Genomic DNA, 487 nt, shown 5'->3' with positions numbered 1-487 from the left:
CCCCGATGAGCCCCTTCTGCCCAAGCCGAGCCTAAGCGCCTACGATAGCAGAGCAAGCCTCTTGTTCTCCCTCTGGACGGCTGCGATGGTGAACTTCCTTGCCAGCACCTGGGAGCTGCGCCTGTTGGGCTGGGTGCTGGTGTTGGTGCTGGGAGCCTGTGTGGGCAGCTTTCTCAACGTGGTAGTCTATCGCCTGCCGCGGGGCCTCTCTCTGCTTTATCCTGGATCCCATTGTCCCTACTGCAAGACGCCCCTGGGCCCCACGGAGAACATCCCCATTCTGGGCTGGTTCCTGCTGCGGGGCCGCTGCCGCCACTGCGGTGCGCGGATTAGCTGGCGCTACCCTGCCGTTGAGGCCTTGACCCTGGGGCTGTTCGGCCTCAGCATCGCCATCTTGGGATTTTCCCCCCGCGGGATCCTCACCTGTGTCTTGTTGGGCTGGCTGCTGGCCCTGGCGCTGGTTGATCTGGATACGTTTTTGCTGCCG

1 protein-coding gene is annotated in these 487 nt (G+C 63.4%); it reads left to right on the top strand.

Annotation, left to right across the window (positions count from 1 at the left end; genetic code table 11):
* Window positions 1-85 precede the first annotated feature (85 nt).
* Window positions 86-487: prepilin peptidase (locus tag NW835_RS02820; protein WP_414414469.1), on the top strand; the 402-nt coding region annotated here is incomplete at its 3' end.

Origin of the sequence: Synechococcus sp. OH2 (genome assembly GCF_047462155.1) — a bacterium.
In the GTDB taxonomy this organism is placed as follows: domain Bacteria; phylum Cyanobacteriota; class Cyanobacteriia; order Thermostichales; family Thermostichaceae; genus Thermostichus.
This window is presented reverse-complemented; position numbering and strand designations above follow the sequence as displayed.